Consider the following 17,089-nt stretch of genomic DNA (forward strand, 5'->3'; position numbering starts at 1 on the left):
CGCCCGGTCACATTCCGAACCCGGAAGCTAAGCCTCTCAGCGCCGATGGTACTGCAGGGGGGACCCTGTGGGAGAGTAGGACACCGCCGGACACCCATTCACGCAATGGCCACCCCTGATGGGGTGGCCATTGCGCGTTAACAGGGTGGATTGCCGACGCAGACCGCATCCAGGAGGATCGAAGAATGGCAGAGCAGGAGCCGCGCGACGACAGACGCGCGCCGAGCGAACGATCCGACGGGAAGCAGTCGCCGGCAAGAGCCGACCGCAAGCCGTACCAGAAGCGTGACGGCGACCGTAAGCCGTACCAGAAGCGTGACGGTGACCGCCCGTACGCGTCCCGCGACGGTGACCGGAAGCCGTATCAGAAGCGTGAGGGTGATCGCCCGTACGCGCCTCGCGAAGGCGACCGTAAGCCGTATCAGAAGCGTGACGGCGACCGTGCCTACGCTCCTCGTGATGGTGCGCGTTCTCACTCGCCGCGTGATGGTGGGGACCGCAAGCCGTATCAGAAGCGTGACGGCGATCGTTCCTACGCGCCGCGCGATGGTGGGGAGCGGAAGCCGTACCAGAAGCGTGAGGGTGATCGACCGTATGCTCCTCGCGACGGTGCGCGCTCTTACGCGCCGCGCGACGGTGGGGAGCGCAAGCCGTACCAGAAGCGCGACGGCGACCGCCCGTACGCGCCGCGCGATGGCGACCGGAAGCCCTATCAGAAGCGTGACGGCGACCGCACCTATGCTCCTCGCGATGGTGAGCGTTCCTACCCGCCGCGTGATGGTGGGGACCGCAAGCCGTATCAGAAGCGCGATGGTGACCGGCCCTACGCTCCCCGCGATGGCGGGGACCGCAAGCCGTATCAGAAGCGTGACGGCGACCGCCCGCACACGCCTCGGGATGGTGGGGAGCGGAAGCCGTACCAGAAGCGCGATGGTGACCGGCCCCACGTTCCCCGCGATGGCGGGGACCGCAAGCCGTATCAGAAGCGCGATGGCGACCGCCCCTACGCACCCCGCGATGGCGACCGGAAGCCCTATCAGAAGCGTGAGGGTGATCGCCCGTATTCTCCCCGTGACGGTGAGCGTTCCTCTACGCCGCGCGATGGCGGGGAGCGCAAGCCGTATCAGAAGCGTGACGGTGACCGCACGTACGCGCCGCGCGATGGCGGGGACCGCAAGCCGTATCAGAAGCGTGACGGCGACCGCACTTACGCTCCCCGCGATGGTGAGCGTTCCTACGCGCCGCGTGATGGTGGCGACCGCAAGCCGTACGAGCGCAGCGCGCGCCCGACCCGCGGCGGGGCGAACCGCCCCGATCGCGAGGTCCGCGAGGGTGAGATCCGACCGGTCCGTCCGCGCCACGATGACCCGTTCATCCCCGACGACGTCACCGCGCGCGACCTGCCGCCGGCTGCGCGCAACGAGCTGAAGACCCTGAGCAAGGAGAACGCCGACGAAGTCGCGCGCCACCTTGCGATGGCATCGGAGCTCATCGACGAGGATCCCGCGCTGGCGCACCAGCATGCGCTGTCGGCATCCCGCCGGGCCGGGCGCATCGCGGTCGTCCGCGAGACCCTCGCGATCACCGCCTACGCGACCGGCGACTTCGCTCTGGCGCTACGCGAGCTGCGCACCTACCGGCGCATCTCGGGCCGCGACGACCAGATCGCACTCATGGTCGACAGCGAGCGGGGTGTCGGGCGCGCCGACCGTGCCCTCGAGGTGGGCCGCTCCGTCGACCGCGCCACGCTGGACACTCCCGTCCGGGTGGAGCTGGCCATCGCGATGTCGGGCGCTCGTCTCGACCTCGGTGAGCCCGAGCGCGCTCTCCAGGAACTCGACATCCCCGAGCTCGACCCCGATCGCGCCTTCGAGTGGAGCCCGGGCCTGTTCGCCGCGCGCGCCGCTGTGCTCGAAGAGCTCGGACGTACCGACGAGGCGGAGCAGTGGCACCGCCGCGCCGTGGTCGCCGGAGAGGCGATCGACGCGGCGACCGGTCTCGGCGATCTCGAGACGGTGCTCGTCGAGGAGGTCCTCGAGGAGGACGACGAGGACGACTCGTTCGACGAGGACGAGGATCTCGATGACGTCGAGGACGAGGATCACGTCGAGGACGAATCGTTCAGCGAGGTCGATGCCCTCGACGTCGCCGAGGACGAGCCCGAGGACGAGGACGAGGACGAGGACGAGCCCGAATCCGAGGACGAGGACGAACCAGAGGCCGCTGCCGAGCCTGGGCCTGAGCCTACGCCGGAGCCTGAGCTGAGCCCGCAGGAGGAGTTCTCGGTCGCTGACGAGGTCGCCGAGATCCTCGAAGAGGCGGGCGTCGACGAGCCGCAGTCCGATGCTGCCGCAAGCGCGGATGCGGAGGCGGACGCAGACACCGACGAGGCCGGGCGCTGATGGCGCTCTTCGGGAGGCGGGCGGCGACGCCCGCCCCGCTCGACGGCGTGGATGTCGTGCTCGCAGACCTCGACGGGGTCGTCTACGCCGGCGCGGGCGCGCTGCCGCACGCGGTCGAGAGTCTGAATCGCGCGCGGGACGGCCGGTCCCTGGCGTACATCACGAACAACGCTGCGCGCACCGACGCGTCGGTGGCTGCGCACCTGAGCGAGCTCGGTCTGCAGACCGCGCCGCGTGATGTCGTCACCAGCCCGCAGGCCGCGATGCGGCTGCTCGCCGAGAGGATCGCGCCCGGGTCGACCGTGCTCGTGGTCGGTGGTGACGGGCTCGTGGTCGAGGTCGAGAAGGCGGGCTTCGTCGTCACGCGCAGCGCCGACGACGCCCCTGCGGCCGTCGTACAGGGGTTCGCCCCCGAGGTCGGGTGGACGCAGCTCGCCGAAGCGGCGTTCGCGCTGAAGACTCCCGAGGAGGAGGGTGGCATCCCGTGGGTCGCCACCAACACCGACTGGACGATCCCGCAGTCACGCGGTATCGCTCCCGGCAACGGCACGCTCGTGTCCGCGGTGCACACGGCGGTGGGCCGGCTCGCGACCGTGGCCGGCAAGCCCGAGACGCCCATCTTCCAGGAGGCCGTCGCGCGGTTCGAGGCGCGGCATCCCCTGTTCCTGGGCGACCGCCTGGACACCGACATCCTCGGTGCGAATCGCGCGGGCATCCCGTCGGCGCTCGTGCTGACGGGCGTGGACAGGCCCAAGCACGTCCTGGCGGCGCCGGAGAGCTCGCGGCCGACCTACATCCTCGGCGATCTTCGCGAGCTTCACGAGCCGTATCCCGAGGTGCAGGTGAAGGACGGCGTCGCCACCGTGCGCGACGCGCGCGTGGCGATCCACGGTGCCGACATCCGCATCCTCAGCGAGGGGGACCGCGCGATCGACCTGGTGCGAGCGGGCGCCGCCGCCATCTGGTCGACCGGTCGTGCGATCTTCGGGTTCCGTGTGCCCGAGCGGCTGTACGCCGACCCGTTCCACCGGCCCTGACCGGTCACGGCCGCGTCGAATCCGGTCGACTGTCGCGGCGCCCCCGTATTCTGGGGGGCATGGACCACGCCAGCCCGCACGACGACGAGACCGGCGACCTCCTGTCGACGCTCGAGGTGATCGAGGCGCAGCCCCTGGCCACGCGCGCCGACGCGTACGAGACGCTGCACGACACGCTCGCCCGTCGCCTCGAGGCGACGCCCGGCTCCCCGTCATGACGAGCCGGCTCGACGCCGCTCTCGCCGCCCGCGGTCTCGCGCGCTCGCGCACCCACGCCGCGACGCTCATCGCCGAGGGCCTGGTGTCCGTCGACGGCCGCCCCGTGGTGAAGGCCTCGACGCCGGTGGGCGACGACAGCCTGATCGAGGTCGCCGGCGCCGACCACTACGTCAGCCGCGCGGCTCACAAGCTGATCGCCGGACTGGACGCGTTCGACGTCGACGTCCGCGGCCGTGTGGCGCTGGACATGGGCGCTTCCACGGGCGGGTTCACTCAGGTGCTCCGCGAACGCGGCGCCGAGCCCGTGATCGCGGTGGATGTCGGGCACGGACAGCTCGCGGCGCCCATCGCCGACGACCCCGGCGTCGTCTCGATCGAAGGGTTCAACGTCCGCTACATGACGCCCGACTCGCTCGCCGAAGCGAGCGGCGTGGCGGCGGCACCGTCGGTGATCACGGGCGACCTGTCGTTCATCTCGCTGTCCCACGTGCTGCCGGCGGCGACCGCGGTGGCGGCATCCGATGCTGATCTGGTGCTCCTCGTGAAGCCTCAGTTCGAGGTGGGGCGCACCGCGGTGAAGGGCGGTCTGGTCACCAACCCGGTGCTGCGCGCCGACGCCGTCGCCCGGGTGCTCTGGTCGGCGTGGGACGCAGGACTCGGCACGTGCGGCATCGTCTCCTCCCCGATCGCGGGTACGCACGGCAATTCCGAGTTCATCGCCCACCTCGCGCCGGGACGGGGGAGCAATCCGACAGAATGGTCAGGCACTGTGAACCGACTGGCGGGGAGCCGATGAACAACGCCGACGCACCGCACGACACGCAGGCTCACGCGCAGACCGAGCGCAGCATCCTGGTGGTCGCGCACGCGCATCGTGCCGAGACGGTCACCGCCGCGGAGCGGGTGGTCGACGCACTGCGCACGGCGGGTGCGCGGCCGGTGTTCGCGCCCGACGACGCCGAGGAGCTGCTGGCCGCGGGTTCCACGCTCGGCGATGTGGCGCTGCTCGGACGCGATGTGCCGGTCGGTGACGTCGAGCTCGCGATCGTACTGGGAGGTGACGGCACCATCCTGCGCGCCGCCGAGCTGGTGCGAGACGGACGCGCTCCGGTGCTCGGCATCAACATGGGCCACGTCGGATTCCTCGCCGAGACCGAGCGCGACGACATGGACGAGGCCGTACGCAGGGTCATCGCCCGCGAGTACGAGGTGGAGGAGCGCATGGCGCTCCAGGTGCGGGTCAAAGACACCGCCGACTCCGTGATCTACGAGACGTGGGCGCTCAACGAGGCGACGGTCGAGAAGGCCAGCCGCGAGCGCATGCTCGAGGTCGTGGTCGAGATCGATGGGCGTCCGCTGTCGACGTTCGGCTGCGACGGCATGGTCGTGTCGACCCCCACCGGCTCGACCGCCTACAACTTCTCCGCGGGAGGCCCGGTCATCTGGCCGACCGTCGAGGCGATCGCCGTTGTGCCGCTGTCGGCGCACGCGCTCTTCGCCAAGCCGCTCGTGGTGGGCCCGGAGCACTCGGTGGCGATCGAGGTGCTCGAGCGCACGAACGGCACGGGCATCCTGTGGTGCGACGGCCGCCGGTCGCACGACCTGCCGCCCGGCGCGCGCGTAGTGGTGCGTCGCTCCGATCGTCCGGTGCGCCTGGCGCGCCTGCATCCCGCGCAGTTCACCGATCGTCTCGTGCGCAAGTTCCGCCTTCCGGTCGAGGGCTGGCGCGGGCCGGCCGCGATCACCGGCGTGCTGCCCGTCTCATCCGAGGTCGCGCCGTGATCGAGGAGATGCGCCTGCGCGATCTCGGCGTGATCGCCGAGGCGACGCTGCCCATCGGCGCGGGCTTCACCGCGATCACGGGGGAGACCGGCGCGGGTAAGACGATGGTCGTCACCGGCCTGGGTCTGCTGCTCGGCCAGCGCGCCGACTCCGGCGCCGTGCGCGCCGGAGCTTCGCAGGCCACGGTGGACGGCGTGTGGATCGTGCCCGAGGACGGACGCGTCGCCGCGCGCGTGCGCGAGGCCGGCGGCGACGTCGAGCCCATCGGCGGCGGCCGCGCCGAGCTCTACATCGGCCGCTCGATCTCGAGCGAGGGGCGCGGCCGGGCCTCCGTCGGCGGACGCGCCGCGCCGGCCGGTGTGCTCGCCGACCTCGCCGACGAGCTCGTGGTGGTGCACGGACAGTCCGACCAGCTGCGTCTGCGCTCGGCGGCGGCGCAGCGCGACGCGCTCGACAGGTTCGGTGGCGAGGCCGTCCACACCGCACGCGACGCTTACCGGCGGGCGTTCGAGCACTGGCGCGCGATCGACCGCGAGCTGTCGCAGCTCACCGACGATCGCGACGCGCGTGCCCGCGAGGCCGAGGACCTGCGGGCGCAGCTGGCAGAGATCGAGCAGGCGGCTCCACAGCCGGGGGAAGACACCGAGCTCGCCGCCCGCGCCGAGCGCCTGGCGAACGCCGAGGAGCTGCGGGTCGCCGCCGCGACAGCCCATGACGGGTTGTCGGGCGAGGGTGACGAGCCCGACGCCGCCACGCTGCTGGCGGAGTCCCGACGCGTTCTCGAGCGCGTGCACGATCCGGTGCTCGAGGAGCTCGCGGGTCAGCTGGCCGACCTGGGCTATCGCGTCGCCGACGTGGCCGCCGCACTCGCCGGCTATCTCGCAGATCTCGACGAGTCGGGGCCGCATGAGCTCGCCGCCGTCGAGGAGCGTCGCGCGGTGCTGGCGGGGCTCGTGCGCGCTCACGGCACGCTCGACGCTGCGATCGACCTGCTCGACACCGGCTCGTCGCGCCTCGCGGAGCTGGACGACGACTCCGGCCGGATCGAACGGCTGACCGACGAGCGGGATGCCGCGGCCGCCGCTCTCGACGAGACTGCCGCCGTGCTCACCGCAGCGAGGACCGAGGCGGCGGCGCGTCTGGGTTCCGCCGTCACGGCCGAGCTGCGTGCCCTCGCGATGCCCGATGCCCGCCTCGAGGTCGCGGTCACCGCCGGCGCCGAGACGGCGTCGGGGCGCGACGACGTCGCGATCCTGCTGGCCCCGCACCCGGGTGCCGAGCCGCGCGCGGTGTCGCGCGGCGCGAGCGGGGGAGAGCTGAGCCGCGTGATGCTCGCGATCGAGGTCGTCATCGCCGCCGTCGACCCGGTGCCGACGTTCGTCTTCGACGAGGTGGATGCCGGCATCGGCGGCGCCGCGGCGATCGAGGTGGGCCGGCGACTCGCCCGCCTGTCGGAGTCCTCGCAGGTGATCGCCGTCACCCATCTCGCGCAGGTCGCGGCGTTCGCCGCCAACCACCTGACCGTCGTGAAGGCGAACGACGGCTCGGTGACGGCATCCGATGTCCGCCGTCTCGAAGGAGCCGATCGCGAAGCTGAGATGGCCCGTCTGCTGTCGGGCATGCCCGACTCGGATGCCGCACTGACGCACGCCCGCGAGTTGCTGAGCTTGCGCACCGAGGTCGACTGAGATTCTCCGCCCCGCCTCCGCGTGTCCTCAGCTTCCGCGGAGCTCATCGAAATACTTGCCTGATAGGATAAAAGCCCGTGATGCAGACTTCTGGTTCTTCCCGCGGCGACAGTTCGAACGACACCACCAAGCACATCTTCGTGACGGGTGGTGTCGTCTCCTCTTTGGGCAAGGGCCTCACCGCCGCGAGCCTCGGGAACCTCCTCACGGCGCGCGGTCTGCACGTTGTGATGCAGAAGCTCGACCCTTACCTGAACGTGGATCCGGGCACGATGAACCCGTTCCAGCACGGCGAGGTCTTCGTGACCGACGACGGCGCCGAGACCGATCTCGACATCGGCCACTACGAGCGGTTCCTCGACATCGAGCTGAGCCAGGCGGCGAACGTCACGACGGGCCAGATCTACTCGCAGGTGATCGCGAAGGAGCGCCGCGGCGAGTACCTGGGCGACACCGTGCAGGTGATCCCGCACATCACCGATGAGATCAAGCGCCGCATGCGGCTGCAGGCCGACGCGACGCCGAAGCCCGACGTCATCATCACCGAGATCGGCGGCACCGTCGGCGACATCGAGTCGCAGCCGTTCATCGAGTCGGCTCGCCAGATCCGTCATGAGCTCGGCCGCAGCAACGTCTTCTTCGTGCACGTGTCGCTCGTCCCGTTCATGGGCGCGTCCGGTGAGCAGAAGACCAAGCCCACCCAGCACTCGGTGGCGGCGCTGCGCTCCATCGGCATCCAGCCCGACGCGCTCGTGCTGCGCAGCGACCGCCCTGTGACCGAGTCCAACAAGCGCAAGATCGCGCTGATGTGCGACGTCGACGAGGGCGCCGTGGTGAACGCGGTCGACGTGCCGAGCATCTACGACATCCCATCGATGCTGAACGAGCAGGGCCTCGACGAGTACATCGTCCGCACCCTCGGCCTCTCGAAGGCGGCCGACGTCGACTGGTCGCGCTGGGAGCGCGTGCTCAGCGCCGTGCACAACCCGAAGCACGAGGTCACGATCGGCCTGGTCGGCAAGTACATCGATCTGCCGGACGCCTACCTCTCGGTGACCGAGGCGCTCAAGGCGGGCGGGTTCGCGCAGGAGACGCACGTCAACATCCGCTGGATCCCGTCCGACGAGTGCGAGACGCCCGATGGTGCGGCCAAGGCGCTCGCCCCGCTCGACGGCATCGTGATCCCGGGCGGGTTCGGCATCCGCGGCATCGAGGGCAAGATCGGGGCGCTGAAGTTCGCGCGCGAGCAGGGCATCCCGACGCTCGGCATCTGCCTCGGCCTGCAGTGCATCGTCATCGAGTACGCGCGTCACGTCGCCGGCATCGCCGACGCGTCGTCGAGCGAGTTCGACCCCGACACCGAGCACCCCGTGATCGCGACGATGGAGGAGCAGGTCGACATCCTCGACCACGGCGACCTCGGCGGTACGATGCGCCTCGGCCTCTACCCGGCCGACCTCACCGAGGGCTCGATCGCGGCCGAGGTGTACGGCACGACGCGCGCCTCGGAGCGCCACCGCCACCGTTACGAGGTCAACAACCGCTACCGCGACCGGATCGCCGAGGCCGGGCTCGTGTTCTCGGGCATCAACCCCGATCTCAACCTCGTCGAGTACGTCGAGCTGCCGCGCGACGTCCACCCGTACTACATCGCGACCCAGGCGCACCCCGAGCTGCGCTCGCGCCCCACGGACGCCAACCCGCTGTTCCGCGGACTGGTGGGCGCGGCGCTCGAGCGCCACCGCGCGAGCGAGCTCTTCGAGGTCGAGCCGTTCGATGAGCTCGCGGGGCGGTGACGTGACGGACGAGCGGATGCCGCAGCCCGGCGCCACCACCACGCCCACACCGGCGCTGCTCGCGGATGAGCCCGTCGACGCCGCGATCCTCGAGAGCGAGCTGGTCTACGAGGGCCGGGTGTGGGACGTGCGCAGCGACACCGTCGCCTACGGCGACGGGCAGATCGTGCGCCAGTACGTGGATCATCCGGGGGCGGCCGCCGTCGTCGCGGTGGACGACGACGGCCGGGTCCTGCTGATCCAGCAGTACCGGCATCCGATCCGCCTGCGCGACTGGGAGATCCCGGCGGGGCTGCTCGACATCGCGGGGGAGTCGCCGCTCGAGACGGCCCGCCGCGAACTCGCGGAAGAGGCCGATCTGGTCGCCTCGTCGTGGGAGCCGCTGGTGAGCATCTTCACGACGCCCGGCGGGAACGATGAGATCGTCCACCTGTTCCTCGCCCGCGACCTGACGCCCGCCGACGACGTGCACGCGCGCGAGGACGAGGAGGCCGACATCCGCCTCGAGTGGGTGCCGCTCGCCGACGCCGTGGCCGGCATCTTCGCCGGGCGGCTGCGCAACGGCATCCTCACCGTCGGCGTGCTCTCCGCCGCGGAGCGGCTCCGCGGCGCGAAGGAGGGCGCGGGCGCCTGAGATGAAGACGGCCTGATATGAGGATCGATCGCGCGGTCGACGCCTACCTGCGCCACGTCGCGATCGAACGCGGTCTGTCGGAGAACACGGTCGCAGCGTACCGGCGCGATCTCGCCGGCTACGCGGAGTGGCTGCGCGAGCAGGGCATCGACGACACGGCCGCGGTCACCTCGGTGACGCTGGCCAGCTTCATCGCCGACAAGGCGGCCGGGCAGCCGCCGATCGCGGCATCGTCGCTGGCGCGCCTGCAGTCGTCGGTGCGGGGGCTGCACCGCTTCCTGGCGCGCGAGGGCATCGAGCCGGCTGATCCGTCGTTGAACCTTCGTCCGCCGAAACAGGCGCGACGGCTTCCGAAGGCGCTCACCATCGAGCAGGTCGAGTCGCTGCTGGATGCCTCCGGCCCGGCGCCGTCGACCGACGCCGACCTGGCGGGCACCGCAGGCGGGGCGCCGGGCGACCTGCTCGCGACGCGCGATCGGGCCCTCCTGGAACTGCTGTACGCGACCGGGGCCAGGGTGTCGGAGATCGTGCAGCTCGACGTCGACGACGTCGCGCACGGGGACGTGCTGCGCGTGCGCGGCAAGGGCTCGAAGGAGCGGATCGTGCCGGTCGGCTCGTATGCGCGCGCCGCCGTCGACGCCTATCTCACCCGTGCCCGTCCCGAGCTGTCGCTCCGCGGACGCGCGACGCCGAAGCTGTTCCTCGGGGCGCGGGGCGCTCCGCTGTCGCGCCAGAGCGCGTGGCTGATCATCCAGTCCGCGGCCGAGCGCGCCCACCTCACCGCGCACGTCTCGCCCCATACGCTGCGCCACTCGTTCGCCACCCACCTCCTGCAGGGCGGCGCCGACGTGCGCGTCGTGCAGGAACTCCTCGGTCATGCCTCCGTGGCGACGACGCAGATCTACACGTACGTGTCGGTCGACGCGCTGCGCGACGTCTACGCCACGTCGCATCCGCGAGCACGTTAAAGATTTCTCACGGAGTTCGAAAGTCCGCCAGACTGTGCGATTGGGGATCCGCCACCGGGGCGGACCAACGATCTCCGGGGGATCGAATGAACAACAGACGTGCCCGCATCTCGCTGGCTGCCGTCGTCGTGGCGGCGGCCGTCTCGCTCAGCGGCTGCTCGATCATCGACCAGTTCCTGCCGTCGTCACAGCCGGTACGCGACGCCGAGACCGGCGAGGTGACCGAGCAGGTGGACAACGCGGACGTGTTCGCCATCCGCGTCGGCGACTGCCTCAACACCGCGGACATGGACACGACAGAAGAGGTGAGCGACGTGCCCGTCGTGCCGTGCGACGAGCCGCACGACGACGAGGTCTTCTACTCGTACTCGCTGGCGGACGGCGAGTACCCGGGCGAGGACGCCATCATCGCGGATGCCGACACCACCTGCATCGCGGAGTTCGGGACGTTCATCGGCCTGGCGTACGAGTCGTCGACGCTCGACTACTGGCCGATGTACCCGACGACCGGGTCGTGGGAGAGCGGCGACCGCGAGGTGCTGTGCATCGCGTGGGATCCGTCGGGCGCGAAGCTGACCGGCACGCTCGCCGGCGCCGCGCGCTGATCGACGTCGCGGCGCCCGCGCTCTGCGGGGGCGCCGCGACGCACGCATGTCCCGCTGCCGCGGCGCTTTGCTGAAGGATTCGCCTAGTGGCCACTAGGATCGAGCGAGCACGAGGAAGCGGGAGCACGGTGGCTGACAGTACGGCGAAGACCAGATCGGGGAAGGCCTCGGAGTCCGAGGTTCCCATCGGGCCTACCGGGCGTCCCTACCAGGGCTTCCCCACTCCGCCCAAGCTCGACGGGCACGGTCCTGCTCGCATCATCGCCCTCTGCAACCAGAAGGGCGGCGTCGGCAAGACGACGACCACCATCAACCTCGCCGCCGCGCTCGCCAGCTACGGGCGCAAGGTCCTCGCGGTCGACTTCGATCCGCAGGGTGCGCTGTCGGCCGGTCTCGGCATCCAGACGCACGAGATCCCGACGATCTACGACCTGCTGCTCGACGGCAAGCGCGACCCGCACGACGTCGTCGTCCACACGCGCGTCGAGAACCTCGACGTGATCCCGGCCAACATCGACCTGTCGGCCGCCGAGGTCCACCTCGTCAACGAGGTCGCGCGCGAGCAGACGTTGTCGCGCGCACTGCGCAAGGTGTCCGCCGACTACGACGTCGTGCTCATCGACTGCCAGCCGTCGCTGGGCCTGCTGACCGTCAACGCGCTCACCGCCAGCCACGGCGTGGTCATCCCGCTCGAGTGCGAGTTCTTCGCGCTGCGCGGTGTCGCGATGCTGATCGAGACGATCGACAAGGTGCGGGACCGCCTCAACCCGACGATCACGCTCGACGGCGTGCTCGCGACGATGTACGACGCGCGCACCCTTCACTCGCGCGAGGTGCTCGAGCGCGTGGTCGATGCGTTCGGCGACGACGTCCTCGAGACGGTCATCGGCCGCACCGTCAAGTTCCCGGATGCCTCGGTCTCGGGCATGCCGATCACCGAATTCGCACCGGAGCACGCTGCCGCGCAGGCTTACCTGCGGCTGGCGCGAGAGCTGGTCGCCCGTGGCGCTGTCGCCTGAGGCCTCGACAGGCTCACCCGCGAACGGCGAGGGCGCCGCGCCCGCGCTCGAAGACTCCGCGTCGTCCGCTGTCGAAGACTCCGTGCCGGCGACGGTGCCGGCGACAGAGGCGATGGCCGACCCGGGCCAGGGATTCCGCGTCGCGCTGGCGAACTTCGACGGACCGTTCGACCTGCTGCTGACGCTGATCTCGAAGCACGAGCTCGACATCACCGAGGTGTCGCTGTCGCTGGTGACGAACGAGTTCATCGCCTACCTGCGCGATCTGGGTCCCGACGAGGACCTGGACGAGGCGTCCGAGTTCCTCGTGGTCGCTGCGACCCTCCTCGACATGAAGGTGGCGGGGCTCCTGCCCCAGGGCGAGCTGGTGGATGCCGAATCCGTCGCCCTGCTCGAGGCGCGCGACCTGCTGTTCGCGCGACTGCTGCAGTACCGCGCGTTCAAGGAGGTGTCGGCGTGGTTCGAGCGCTGCCTCCGCCGCGAGGGCGTGCGCCACACGCGGTCAGTCCGGCTCGACGAGAAGTACCGGCAGGCCGTGCCGGAGCTGGTCTGGTCGCTGAGCCCCGACGATTTCGCGGCCCTCGCGCTCCTGGCGATGACCCCGAAAGAGATCCCGCGCATCGGCTTCGACCATCTGCACGCGCCGCTGGTCAGCATCCGCGAGCAGGCCGCGATCGTGGTGACTCTGCTGCGGGATGCCGGATCCCTGACGTTCCGCGAGCTCATCGCGGGCGTCGGGCAGCCGGGTGTCGTCGTGGCGCGATTCCTGTCGGTGCTGGAGCTGTATCGCCACGCCGCACTGTCCTTCGAACAGCTCGAGCCGCTCGGCGAGCTGACCCTCCGCTGGAGCGCGCAGCGCTGGAGCGACGAGAACCTCGCCACTTTGGGAGCCGACTATGACCGATGATGCTGTGCCGAACACCCCGATCACGACGGACGTCGCGCGGCGGCTCGAGGCGATCCTGCTGATCGTCGAGGAGCCGCAGAGCCTGGTGAGCCTCGCGGCCGCCGTCGGTGCGCCCGTGCCCGCGGTGCGGCAGGCGATCGAGACGCTCGTCGACGACTACGACGGCAAGTCGGGCGGGCCGGTGCGCGGCTTCGAGCTGCGCGAGGTCGGCGGCGGCTGGCGCCTGTACGTCCGCGAGGAGCTCGACGACCTCGTCAGCGAGTTCGTCGGCGGCCAGGCGCCGTCGCGGCTGTCGCAGGCCGCGCTCGAGACGCTCGCCGTGATCGCCTACAAGCAGCCGGTCACCCGCAGCCAGGTCGCGTCGATCCGCGCGGTGAACGTGGACTCGGTCGTGCGGACGCTGCTCGCGCGGGGGCTCATCACCGAACTCTTCGCGGATGCCGAGACCGGCGCCATCAACTACGGCACGACGGACGCACTGCTCGTGCACCTCGGCATCAATTCACTGGACGAGCTGCCGCACATCTCGCCGCTGCTGGACGGGGCGGACGAAGTCGGCGACAGCCTGGACGAAGGGATACGTCGATGACCGGCGGAGCATCACAGGGACCGGGCGCGGAATCCACTGAGGGCGTCCGCCTGCAGAAGGTGCTGGCGAACGCGGGGGTCGCATCGCGGAGGGTCGCCGAGGACCTCATCGTCGCGGGCCGGGTGCGCGTCAACGGCGAGGTCGTCACCGAGCTCGGCTCGCGCATCGATCCCGAGAACGACCTGGTCGACGTCGACGGCACCGCCGTGCAGCTCGACCAGTCCAAGCGCTACGTCATGCTCAACAAGCCCACCGGCGTGGTGAGCTCTATGAAGGACGACCGCGGTCGCCCCGACCTGCGTCGTTTCACGAAGGACTGGGACGAGCGGCTCTACAACGTGGGGCGATTGGATGCCGAGACGAGCGGGCTGCTGGTCCTCACGAACGACGGCGAGCTGGCGCACGTGCTCGCCCACCCGTCGTTCGGCGTCACCAAGGTGTACATCGCGAAGGTGGACGGACGGGTGACGCCGCAGACCATTCAGAAGCTCGTGCGCGGCGTCGAGCTCGAGGACGGCCCGATCGCCGCCGACAAGGCCCGGCTGCTGTCGTCGTCGGCCGAAGGCGGCGGGTCGCTCGTGGAGCTCACCCTCCACTCGGGGCGCAACCGGATCGTGCGCCGCATGATGGCCGCGGTCGGGCATCCGGTCGTCGAGCTCGTGCGCCGGCAGTTCGGGCCGCTCCACCTGGGAACCCTGCCAGCCGGGCGCGCCCGCGAGTTGACTAAAGTGGAGCAGGGCGCTCTGCTGACTCTCGCGCGCAGTGCGACTTCTTCCACGCCGGCGGAGGACGCGCCCGATACCCGCGATGGCGATCCGTCCGCGGAGTGAAGATCTCTCCCTGCGGGGCGAACAGGAGACGCAAGTGACCGACACGAGGCCGACCTCGGCGCGCGAGCGCGCCGGAGAGTCCGCGCTCGCTCCGCGCGTGCAGGGCACGGTGCGGATCGTCGGCGCAGGCCTTCTCGGCGCCAGCATCGGTCACGCGCTGACCGCCCGGGGCGTCGACGTGGCACTGGACGACACCTCGCCGTCGCAGCTGCGCCTGGCCGTCGACTACGGGGCGGGCCGGCACGCCACCGACTCCGACCAGCCGTCCCTCGTCGTCGTCGCCGTGCCGCCGGACGTCACGGCGGACGTCATCCAGCGCGAGCTCGCCCGCTACCCGCGCGCCGTCGTGACGGATGTCGCGAGCGTCAAGCTCGAGCCCCTCCGCACGCTCCGTGAACGCGGCGTCGACCTCACGCACTACATCGGCTCTCATCCTCTGGCCGGACGCGAGCGCGGGGGAGCGATCTCGGCGCGCGCCGACATCTTCGTCGGGCGGCCGTGGGTGGTGTGCCGCGACGAGGAGACGCCGTCGGCCGACCTGGCCCTCGTGGAGGGCCTGGCGCTCGATCTCGGCGCGACGCCGCTCGAGATGAGTCCCGAAGACCACGACCGCGCGGTCGCGCTCGTCTCGCACGTGCCGCAGTTGGTCGCCAGCCTCCTCGCCGGTCGCTTCGTCGACGCCCCCGACGGGTCGCTGCGCCTCGCGGGCCAGGGCGTGCGCGACACGACCCGCATCGCGGCATCCGCCCCCGAGCTGTGGGTGCAGATCCTCGGCGCGAACGCGGCGCCGGTCGTGGACGTGCTCGACCTCCTGGCGGCGGACCTGACAGCCGTCGCCGACGCGCTGCGCGCCCCCGACGCCCCCGGCTCGCGCCGCGCCGTCGCCGACACGATCCGGCGCGGCAACGACGGCGTCGAGCGGCTGCCCGGCAAGCACGGCCAGAACCGCCGCTTCGAGCAGGTCGTCGTCATGGTCGACGACACCCCCGGCCAGCTCGGCCGCCTGTTCGGCGAGCTCGGCGAGCTCGGCGTGAACGTCGAAGACCTGCGCCTCGAGCACTCGCCGGGCGCCCAGTTCGGCCTCGCCGAGATCAGCGTCGTCCCGAGCGCCGTGCGCCGGGCCGTCGACGGCCTCGAGTCGCGCGGCTGGAAGATTGCGAGCACCACCAATGACTGACCCCGCGACCCCCTCGACGGCCGGGGACGCGAGCGCCGGTGCAGCCGACGTCGTCGTCGTCGCCATCGACGGGCCCGCCGGCAGCGGCAAGTCGAGCGTCTCGAAGCAGGTCGCCCGCCGTCTCGGTTACGGCTACCTCGACACCGGCGCCGCCTACCGCGCACTCGCGTGGCACGCCCTCGAGCGTGGCACCGACACGTCGGATGCGGCATCCGTCCTCGACGTCACCGGCGACTTCGACTACGCGATCTCGCTGGATCCCGATGCGTACTGGGTGCGTGTCGGCGCGGCCGACGTGACCGAAGCGATCCGCGAGCCCCGGGTGTCGGACGCCGTGAGCGGCGTCGCCCGCGTACCCGCCGTGCGCGAGTCCGTCAACCGCATGTTCCGCGCGCTGGTAGCGGCATCCGGGCGTCCGGGTGTCGTCGTCGAAGGCCGTGACATCACGACGGTCGTCGCGCCCGACGCCCCCGTGCGCATCCTCCTGACCGCGGCACCCGAGGTGCGCGCGGCTCGTCGGAGCGCCGAGGTGACGACTCAGGATGCCGCGGCCGTCGCGGCCGCGCTCCACCGGCGCGACGCCTCGGACTCCGCCGTCGTCGACTTCCTCACCGCCGCACCCGGCGTCGACGTCGTCGACTCGACCCACCTCGATTTCGACCAGACCGTGGACGCCGTGCTCGGCGTGATCCGGGCGGCGCAGCCGGCCCCGATGATCCAGGGCACCTCCGCGGTCGACCCACTGCAGACAGGAGCCTGAGATGGCCGCTGACAACTCCACCGACTTCGACGAGTTCGAAGACACCGGCGACGACCACCTCGCCGAGAACCTCGCCGCGCTCGACGACGACCTGGCCGAGCAGCGTGCCGCAGCCCTGCGCGCCGGCCTCGAGGACTACGACCTCGACCCGGAGGATGCCGAGCTCCTCGAAGGGCTGGTGCGCGGCGAGGACGGCATCGAGTTCCTCCCGGCGCTGCCCGTCGTCGCCATCGTCGGCCGGCCGAACGTCGGCAAGTCCGCCCTGGTGAACCGCATCCTCGGCCGCCGCGAGGCCGTCGTCGAGGACACCCCGGGCGTCACGCGCGACCGTGTCACGTACAAGGCGGAGTGGATGGATCGCCGGTTCACGATCGTCGACACCGGCGGGTGGGAGCCCGACGCCAAGGGCATCGACGCGTCCGTCGCCGCGCAGGCCGAGGTCGCCATCGACCTGTCCGACGTGGTGCTCTTCGTGGTCGACGCCACGGTCGGGGCGACCGCGACCGACGAGCATGTCGTGCGGCTGCTGCGCAAGACGAAGAAGCCGGTGTTCCTCGTCGCCAACAAGGTCGACGACGCACGCCAGGAGCCCGAAGCCGCTGCGCTCTGGAACCTCGGTCTCGGCGAGCCGCACCCGGTCTCTGCCCTGCACGGTCGCGGCGTCGCCGACATGCTC

Annotated in this window: 18 protein-coding genes and 1 rRNA gene; 18 read left to right on the forward strand and 1 reads right to left on the reverse strand. The window is 71.1% G+C overall.

Annotation, left to right across the window (positions count from 1 at the left end; all coding sequences use genetic code 11):
* A 5S ribosomal RNA gene (gene rrf / locus VIP82_RS06305) occupies positions 1-92 on the forward strand; the annotation flags it as partial.
* Positions 93-137: 45 nt separating this feature from the next.
* On the opposite strand, the gene VIP82_RS06310 is transcribed toward rrf, so the two are convergent.
* Positions 138-1,469: a hypothetical protein gene (locus VIP82_RS06310; protein WP_331906757.1), complete on the reverse strand. Its 1,332-nt coding sequence runs from the start codon at positions 1,467-1,469 to the stop codon at positions 138-140.
* A gap of 6 nt (positions 1,470-1,475) precedes the next feature.
* On the opposite strand from VIP82_RS06310, the gene VIP82_RS06315 reads away from it, so the two are divergent.
* From VIP82_RS06315 to VIP82_RS06395, 17 genes are all read left to right on the forward strand, one after another.
* Positions 1,476-2,402 carry a tetratricopeptide repeat protein gene (locus VIP82_RS06315; protein ID WP_331906759.1) on the forward strand — a complete coding sequence of 309 codons (927 nt, stop codon included), beginning with the start codon at positions 1,476-1,478 and terminating at the stop codon, positions 2,400-2,402.
* Positions 2,402-3,439 (forward strand): HAD-IIA family hydrolase, encoded by a 1,038-nt coding sequence (locus VIP82_RS06320; RefSeq protein WP_331906761.1) that lies wholly within the window; start codon positions 2,402-2,404, stop codon positions 3,437-3,439. The genes VIP82_RS06315 and VIP82_RS06320 overlap by 1 nt, the downstream gene beginning before the upstream one ends.
* A 59-nt stretch (positions 3,440-3,498) precedes the next feature.
* Positions 3,499-3,657: a hypothetical protein gene (locus VIP82_RS06325; RefSeq protein ID WP_331906763.1), complete on the forward strand. Its 159-nt coding sequence runs from the start codon at positions 3,499-3,501 to the stop codon at positions 3,655-3,657.
* The gene (locus VIP82_RS06330) at positions 3,654-4,454 is read left to right on the forward strand and encodes a TlyA family RNA methyltransferase (protein ID WP_331906765.1); all 801 of its coding nucleotides are present in this window, start codon (positions 3,654-3,656) and stop codon (positions 4,452-4,454) included. The genes VIP82_RS06325 and VIP82_RS06330 overlap by 4 nt, the downstream gene beginning before the upstream one ends.
* On the forward strand, positions 4,451-5,440 hold the full coding sequence (locus tag VIP82_RS06335; RefSeq protein ID WP_331906767.1) for an NAD kinase: 990 nt from the start codon (positions 4,451-4,453) through the stop codon (positions 5,438-5,440). The genes VIP82_RS06330 and VIP82_RS06335 overlap by 4 nt, the downstream gene beginning before the upstream one ends.
* Positions 5,437-7,128, forward strand: a complete 1,692-nt coding sequence (gene recN / locus VIP82_RS06340; protein ID WP_331906769.1) for a DNA repair protein RecN — start codon at positions 5,437-5,439, stop codon at positions 7,126-7,128. The genes VIP82_RS06335 and recN overlap by 4 nt, the downstream gene beginning before the upstream one ends.
* Before the next feature lie 80 nt (positions 7,129-7,208).
* Positions 7,209-8,924 carry a CTP synthase gene (pyrG, locus tag VIP82_RS06345; protein ID WP_331906787.1) on the forward strand — a complete coding sequence of 572 codons (1,716 nt, stop codon included), beginning with the start codon at positions 7,209-7,211 and terminating at the stop codon, positions 8,922-8,924.
* A complete protein-coding gene (locus VIP82_RS06350; RefSeq protein ID WP_331906771.1) occupies positions 8,905-9,558 on the forward strand; it encodes an NUDIX domain-containing protein in 654 nt (217 codons plus the stop codon). The genes pyrG and VIP82_RS06350 overlap by 20 nt, the downstream gene beginning before the upstream one ends.
* A 17-nt stretch (positions 9,559-9,575) precedes the next feature.
* Entirely contained in the window at positions 9,576-10,526 is a 951-nt protein-coding gene (gene xerD, locus VIP82_RS06355) for a site-specific tyrosine recombinase XerD (protein ID WP_331906773.1), read from the forward strand.
* Between the two features lie 86 nt (positions 10,527-10,612).
* On the forward strand, positions 10,613-11,131 hold the full coding sequence (locus tag VIP82_RS06360; protein WP_331906775.1) for a septum formation family protein: 519 nt from the start codon (positions 10,613-10,615) through the stop codon (positions 11,129-11,131).
* A 128-nt stretch (positions 11,132-11,259) separates the two neighbouring features.
* Positions 11,260-12,150, forward strand: a complete 891-nt coding sequence (locus VIP82_RS06365; RefSeq protein WP_331906777.1) for a ParA family protein — start codon at positions 11,260-11,262, stop codon at positions 12,148-12,150.
* Between the two features lie 112 nt (positions 12,151-12,262).
* On the forward strand, positions 12,263-13,057 hold the full coding sequence (locus tag VIP82_RS06370) for a segregation and condensation protein A (protein ID WP_331906789.1): 795 nt from the start codon (positions 12,263-12,265) through the stop codon (positions 13,055-13,057).
* Positions 13,047-13,646 carry an SMC-Scp complex subunit ScpB gene (gene scpB / locus VIP82_RS06375; protein ID WP_331906779.1) on the forward strand — a complete coding sequence of 200 codons (600 nt, stop codon included), beginning with the start codon at positions 13,047-13,049 and terminating at the stop codon, positions 13,644-13,646. The genes VIP82_RS06370 and scpB overlap by 11 nt, the downstream gene beginning before the upstream one ends.
* A complete protein-coding gene (locus VIP82_RS06380; protein ID WP_331906781.1) occupies positions 13,643-14,476 on the forward strand; it encodes a pseudouridine synthase in 834 nt (277 codons plus the stop codon). The genes scpB and VIP82_RS06380 overlap by 4 nt, the downstream gene beginning before the upstream one ends.
* Before the next feature lie 34 nt (positions 14,477-14,510).
* Positions 14,511-15,653 (forward strand): prephenate dehydrogenase, encoded by a 1,143-nt coding sequence (locus VIP82_RS06385; protein WP_414684620.1) that lies wholly within the window; start codon positions 14,511-14,513, stop codon positions 15,651-15,653.
* Positions 15,646-16,413, forward strand: coding sequence for a (d)CMP kinase (gene cmk, locus VIP82_RS06390; protein WP_331906783.1), 768 nt, complete (start codon positions 15,646-15,648; stop codon positions 16,411-16,413). Before VIP82_RS06385 ends, cmk begins: the two co-directional genes overlap by 8 nt.
* A 1-nt stretch (position 16,414) precedes the next feature.
* Positions 16,415-17,089 (forward strand): GTPase (locus VIP82_RS06395; protein WP_331906785.1); only part of this gene is annotated, 675 nt, incomplete at its 3' end.

Source organism: Microbacterium sp. (assembly GCF_036566905.1).
Lineage (GTDB): Bacteria > Actinomycetota > Actinomycetes > Actinomycetales > Microbacteriaceae > Microbacterium.